Annotated in this window: 7 protein-coding genes; 4 read left to right on the top strand and 3 right to left on the bottom strand. The window is 71.8% G+C overall.

Features of this window, described 5'->3' with window-relative positions; genetic code table 11:
- A partial coding sequence (locus ACFFNX_RS26940) for an amidase family protein (protein WP_378208057.1) occupies window positions 1–483 on the bottom strand: 483 nt, incomplete at its 3' end.
- Complete coding sequence (locus tag ACFFNX_RS26935) at window positions 483–1,457, bottom strand: D-2-hydroxyacid dehydrogenase (RefSeq protein WP_378208054.1); 975 nt, start codon at window positions 1,455–1,457, stop codon at window positions 483–485. The genes ACFFNX_RS26935 and ACFFNX_RS26940, both read right to left, overlap by 1 nt.
- 255 nt (window positions 1,458–1,712) lie before the next feature.
- Between ACFFNX_RS26935 and ACFFNX_RS26930 the strand changes: the two genes are divergently transcribed.
- The 4 genes from ACFFNX_RS26930 to ACFFNX_RS26915 are packed head-to-tail and all read left to right on the top strand — an operon-like array spanning window position 1,713 to window position 4,414.
- A complete protein-coding gene (locus ACFFNX_RS26930; RefSeq protein ID WP_378208051.1) occupies window positions 1,713–2,207 on the top strand; it encodes a DUF3830 family protein in 495 nt (164 codons plus the stop codon).
- 32 nt (window positions 2,208–2,239) lie between these two features.
- A complete protein-coding gene (locus tag ACFFNX_RS26925) occupies window positions 2,240–2,983 on the top strand; it encodes a maleate cis-trans isomerase family protein (RefSeq protein WP_378208048.1) in 744 nt (247 codons plus the stop codon).
- A 40-nt stretch (window positions 2,984–3,023) separates the two neighbouring features.
- Entirely contained in the window at window positions 3,024–3,746 is a 723-nt protein-coding gene (locus ACFFNX_RS26920) for a maleate cis-trans isomerase family protein (protein ID WP_378208046.1), read from the top strand.
- Between the two features lie 2 nt (window positions 3,747–3,748).
- Window positions 3,749–4,414 (top strand): GntR family transcriptional regulator, encoded by a 666-nt coding sequence (locus tag ACFFNX_RS26915; RefSeq protein ID WP_378208059.1) that lies wholly within the window; start codon window positions 3,749–3,751, stop codon window positions 4,412–4,414.
- 241 nt (window positions 4,415–4,655) lie between these two features.
- Here ACFFNX_RS26915 and ACFFNX_RS26910 read toward each other — a convergent pair whose 3' ends face one another.
- Window positions 4,656–6,119, bottom strand: coding sequence for an NAD-dependent succinate-semialdehyde dehydrogenase (locus ACFFNX_RS26910; protein WP_378208043.1), 1,464 nt, complete (start codon window positions 6,117–6,119; stop codon window positions 4,656–4,658).
- Between the last annotated feature and the right edge of the window lie 80 nt (window positions 6,120–6,199).

Raw genomic sequence — 6,199 nt, 5'->3', positions numbered from 1 at the left:
GGCGGCGCCGCCGCTGGAACCGCCCGGCGTACGCGAGGGGTCCCACGGGTTGCGGGTGACTCCGGTCAGCGGCCCGTCCGTGACGCCCTTCCAGCCGAGCTCGGGCGTCGTGGTCTTGCCGACGATCACGCCGCCGTGCTCGCGGACGCGAGCGACGGCGGGGGAGTCGTCCGGCCACGGGCCGTCCGGCGCGATCGTGCGCGAGCCGCGGAGCGTGGGATGACCGCGGGTCAGCAGGACGTCCTTGATCGAGATGGGGACGCCGTCGAGCCGTCCGAGCGGCTCGCCGCGCCGCCAGCGCTCCTCCGACGCGCGCGCCGCCGCGAGGGCCTCGTCGGCGGTGAGGAGGCAGTACGCGTTGACCGACGGATCGGCCTCGTCGATACGCGCCAGGACGGCGGACGTGGCCTCGACCGGCGACAGGCTCCCGGCGCGGAAGGCGGCCAGCATCTCGCCGGCGGTGAGGTACGCGATCTCGGCCATCAGGTCCCTCTCGTGACGTATCCCAGCTTCTTGTCGACCACATTCACCAGCGGACGTCCGTCCCGGTAGCGGCCCAGGTTGTCGAGGAACAGCTCGACCAGATCGTCGTGCCAGCCGGTCGTGTCACCCGACATGTGCGGGGAGACCAGGACGTTCGGCAGCGTCCAGAGCGGCGAGGACTCCGCCAGCGGCTCGGTCGCGAACACGTCCAGTGCGGCTCCGGCGATGCGGCCCTCGGACAGCGCGTCGACCAGCGCCTTCTCGACGACGAGCCCTCCGCGGCCGACGTTGATGAGCCGGGCGGAGGGCCGCATCCGGGCCAGCGCGCCGGCGTCGATCATGTCCCGGGTGAGGTCGGTGCGCGGCGCGGCGAGCACGACGTAGTCGGCGTCGGCGAGCGCCGAACGCAGTTCGCCGAACGGCCGTACCTCACCGAGGTCCGGGTCGTCGCTCCGGCGGGAGCGGCCGATGCCGGTGACCGCCATGCCGACGGCGGACAGGCGGCGGCCGATGGCCCGGCCGATCGGGCCGGTGCCGACGACCAGGACGCGGGCGCCGGTGATCCGCTCGGCGTCCCGGTGGCGCCACTCGCGCCGATCCTGGAGGCGCACGGTGGTGTGCAGGTCCTTGGCGAAGCAGAGGATCAGCCCGAGGACGTACTCGGCGATCGGCTCGTCGAAGACGCCGCGCGAGTTGGTGACCATGACGTCGCTCTCGACCAGGCCGGGGAACAGCAGCCGGTCGACCCCGGCGCTGGCGATGTGCACCCACCGGAGGGCGTCGGCGTGCGGCCACGCGGCGGCGACGGCGTCGGACCAGAAGTCCCACAGGAAGAGCACCTCGGCGCCCGGCAGCGCCTCCGCCAGACCGGCCGCGCCCGTGCGCCGGACGTCGGCGAGGCGTCCGATGGCGGCCAGCCGGGGTGGTGGGGCATCGCCTTCCAGCACGAGAACGGCCGGATTCCGCGTGGTCACAGATGACGCTCCCGTGCATTTTCCGAGGTCGTATCCCGAGGTCACCAGGGGCATTGACACGCTAGGCAGACTTCGTATGATTGTCAACAATCAGCCGCCAGGGCTGACGATGTGCTGCAAGACCGTCGCAACCTGAACCCACCCCGGAAACCATCACCCGGACCAGAGGCCAGGACGGATCCCAAGGCGCCCGCAGGGAAGTCATCGGGGTGAGCGACGTGCCTCACCTCGACCATGTGCGATGGGAGGTCTGGCATGCCGAGACTTATCAAGATCACGCTGGAGCGCCGCGGTGTGTCGTGCGTCGCGGAACTGCTCGACAAGGACGCGCCTCGCACGTGCGAGGCGGTGTGGCAGGCCCTCCCGCAGGGCGGCGACATCTACCACGCCAAGTACGCTCGCAACGAGGTCTACACCATGGTCGAGCGCTTCGCCGCCGAGGAGCCGGGCCTGGAGAACCCCACGGTCACGCCGATCCCCGGCGACGTCGTCTACTTCTCCTTCAACGGCGGCATGCTCGACCGGCGCTTCAAGGAGGAGAAGGGCATCGACGCGCTTCCCGGCGTGATCGACATGGCGATCTTCTACGGGCGCAACAACCTGCTCCTCAACGGCGACGTGGGCTGGGTGCCGGGCAACGTCTACGCGACGATCGTCGAGGGCCTGGAGCCGATGGCCGAGGCGTGCAACGACGTGTGGCGTTCGGGCAGCGTGGGCGAGCGCCTGGTGTACCAGCGGTACGAGCGGTGAGCGCCGGCCTACCTCCAGGCGATGTCACGGACGTGGTCGTCGACTTCGAGCTGGTCACCCAGGTCGGCGTCGGCGTGGTCGCGCCCTTCGACTTCGCCCTCGACCGTGAGCTGTGGCGCTGGGCGCCGGACCACGTCTCCCTGTACATGACCCGGCTGCCGTTCGTGCCGGTGCCGGTGACCGTCGAGATGGCCTCGGCGCTGGCCGACGTCGACACCGTACGCCGGGCGACGCGCGACGTGCTGGCACCGGAGCCGCTGGTCGTCGCCTTCGCCTGCGCCTCGGGCAGCTTCGTGCACGGGGCGGAGGGCGAGCGGCTGCTGAACCAGAGCATGGTGGACGCCGGCGCGCCCGCGGCCACGACGACCTCCGGTGCGCTGGTGGAGTCGCTCCGGCTCCTGGGCGCCGGCCGGATCGCGGTCGTCACGCCGTACATCGACAGCGTCACCGACCGGCTGCTCACGTTCCTCGGCGAGCACGGCATCGAGACGGGCTCCAGCGTCGGGCTCGGCCTGATGAACCACATCTGGAAGGTCGGCTACTCCGAGGTGGTCGCGGCGGTCCGCGCGGTCGACCGGCCGGACGCCGAGGCCATCTTCGTCAGCTGCACCAACGTCCCGACGTACGACATCATCGCGCCGCTGGAACGGATGCTCGGCAAGCCCGTGCTCACCGCCAACCAGGTGACGATGTGCTCGGCGCTGCGCGCGATGGGCGAGCAGGCCATGGGCACCGGCCAGTGGCTCGTCGAGGCCGTGCGCCCCACCGCGGCATAACGCGGTAAGTTGTAAACAATCTGCCAAAACTGGAGAGAAGATGGGCCACACGGTCGGGATCCTTTACCCCGGGTTCAGCGCCGAGGACGACTACCCGCTCATGGAGCGCGTCCTGGGCGATGTGAGCCTGCCCGTGGTGCACACGCTCATGCGTGAGGACGCGCACCGTGTGGACGCCCTGCTCGACATCGGCGGCGCGGACGTGCTCGCCGAGGGCGCGCGGAGGCTGCGGGCCCTCGGCGTGGGCACCGCGATCTGGGCCTGCACCAGCGGCAGCTTCGTCTTCGGCCGGCAGGGCGCGGCCGGGCAGGTCGCCGGGGTCGAGCAGGCCGCGGGCGTACCCGCCTCCAGCACCTCGTTCGCCTTCGTGAACGCCGTCCGGCATCTCGGCGTACGCCGGGTCGCGGTGGCGGCTACCTACCCGGCGGACGTGGCCGAACGCTTCGTCGGCTTCCTCGGCGAGAGCGGCGTCGAGGTGGTCGCGCTCTCGTGCCGGGGCATCATCACCGCGGCCGAGGTCGGCACGCTGGGCCGCGACGAGGTGCTCGACTTCGTCGCCGCCAACGACCACGCCGACGCCGAGGCCGTGCTGGTGCCCGACACGGCGCTGCACACCGTCGCCTGGCTCGACGACCTCGAAGACCGGCTGGGCAAGCCCGTCCTCACCGCCAACCAGGTGAGCGTCTGGGAGGGCCTTCGAATCGCCGGTGACCACGGCCTGCGTACCGGAGCGGGCACACTCTTCCGTACGGAGGCGGCTTGACGATGGGACGACTGGGCGAACTCGAGCCCGTACCCCGAAGATCTACCGTTGAGATCATCTCGGACGAGCTGCGATCCGCGATCATGTACGGATCGCTGGCTCCCGGCTCGCAGCTCGGCGAGGCCGACCTCGCGGCGCGCCTCGGCGTCAGCCGCGGGCCGCTGCGCGAGGCCATGCAGCGCCTCGTCCAGGAGGGCCTGCTGCGCAGCGAGCCGCACCGCGGCCTGTTCGTGATCACATTGGCCGAGGACGACGTGGAGGACGTCTACCTCGCCCGCCTGGCCATCGAGCGCGCCGCCTGCCGGATGATCATGGCGCGCAACCGGGGCGAGGCGCTCGTCCGGCTCACCGAGGCGCTCGACGCGCTGATGGAGGCGGCCGGCCAGCGCGACCGCATCGCGATGAGCGACGCCGACCAGGCCTTCCACCAGGTGCTCGTCGCGTCGTCGGGAAGCCCGCGCCTCGAACGCATGGCCCACACGCTGCTCGTCGAGGCCCGGATGTGCCTGAACGCGCTCCAGGAGAAGTACCCCGAGCCGGACGACCTGGTCGAGGAGCACCGCAAGCTGGTCGAGGCGATCAACGACGGCGACGAGGAACGGCTGCTCCGCCTCATCGAGGAGCACATGACCGACTCGATCGAACGCCTGCGCACCCCGGCCGTCTGACGCCCCGCACCTGAGGGCGGGTGAATCCGGAGACCAGAGACCGAGCGGCCTGGTATCCGGGCCAGGTTCATCGCGTCCTGCACGCCGACGTCGTGGGCGGGGAACAGGCGTGACGGGGCCTGCCGGGTCGCTACCCACCTGCGCCTCGGACTCGTGCTCACGAGCCCGGCGGTGGTGAGTCCGGGGACATGCTCCGCGAGCGGGCCGTCGCCCTCCTGAGCGGCGGCCCGCGTCGGCGGTCTCAGTTCATGGCGATGTACTTGGTCTCCAGGAACTCCTCGATGCCCACCTTGCCGCCTTCGCGGCCGAGGCCCGAGTGCTTGACGCCGCCGAAGGGCGCCGCCGGGTTGGACACCACGCCCCGGTTGAGGCCGACCATGCCGGTCTGGAGCGCCTCCGACACCCGCAGCGCCCGATCGAGATCCCGGGTGTAGACGTAGGCGACCAGGCCGTACTCGGTGTCGTTGGCCCACGCGAGGGCCTGGTCCTCGGTGTCGAAGACGGTCACCGGGGCGACCGGGCCGAAGATCTCCTCATGGCGCATCCGGGCGTCGGCCGGCACCCCCGACAGGACGGTCGGCGGGTAGAAGTAGCCCGGTCCGGCCGCCGCCGACCCGCCCGTACGAACCGTCGCGCCGCGGCTCACCGCGTCGTCCACCAGCGCGGCGACCTTCTGCCGGCCCGCCTCGTCGATGAGCGGCCCGACCTGAGTGCCGGGGTCCAGGCCCGGACCGATGGTCAGCCCGCCCATCCGCTCGGCCAGGCGCCGGGTGAACTCCTCGGCGATCGGGGCCTCGGCGTAGAAGCGGTTGGCCGCCGTGCAGGCCTCGCCGATGTTGCGCATCTTGGCGAGCATCGCGCCCTCGACCGCCGCGTCGAGGTCGGCGTCGGCGAACACGATGAACGGGGCGTTGCCGCCCAGTTCGAGCGAGACCCGCAGCACCTGGCCGGCGCACTGGCCGAGCAGCAGCCGCCCGACCGCCGTCGAGCCGGTGAACGACAGCTTGCGGATGCGGCCGTCGCGCAGCAGGGGCTCGACCAGCGGGCCGGGGGTGGAGGTCGGCACGACGTTGAGCACGCCGTCCGGCAGACCGGCCTCGCGCAGGACGTCGGCCAGGGCCAGCGCCGACAGCGGCGTCTGCTCGGCCGGCTTGAGCACCATCGTGCAGCCGGCCGCGACGGCGGGCCCGATCTTGCGGGTGCCCATCGCCATCGGGAAGTTCCACGGCGTCACCAGCAGGCTCGGGCCCACCGGCCGGCGCATGACCAGGAAGCGGCTCCCGCCGTCCGGCGCGACGGCGTAGTCGCCGCCGATCCGCACCGCCTCCTCGGCGAACCACCGGAAGAACTCCGCGGCATAGGCGACCTCGCCCAGCGACTCGGTGATCGGCTTGCCCATCTCCGCGGTCATCAGCGCGGCGAACTCCTCGCGGCGCGCGAGGAGCAGTTCGTGGGCGCGGCGCAGGACCTCGCCGCGTTCGCGCGGCGCCGTGGCCGCCCAGGAGTCCTGCGCCGCGACCGCGGCCTCCAGCGCCGCCATGCCGTCGGCGGGAGTGGCGTCGGCGACGGAGCACAGCGCCTTGCCGGTCGCCGGGTCCTCGACCGCGAAGGCGCCACCGGCTTCGGCGTCACGCCAGGAGCCACTGACGAACAACCCCTTCGGCACGGACTCCACCGCCTCCCGCGCCACCTCGAACTCGTTCACGAGTCCTCCTTCGTCGGGGGAGGGATCGGGCGTGCGTGTTTGCCGGTTCGCTCGCTTCGCTCGTTCACGGGCCCTCCTTC

This window comes from Actinoallomurus acaciae (genome assembly GCF_042429965.1).
GTDB classification, from domain to species: domain Bacteria; phylum Actinomycetota; class Actinomycetes; order Streptosporangiales; family Streptosporangiaceae; genus Actinoallomurus; species Actinoallomurus acaciae.
This window is presented reverse-complemented; position numbering and strand designations above follow the sequence as displayed.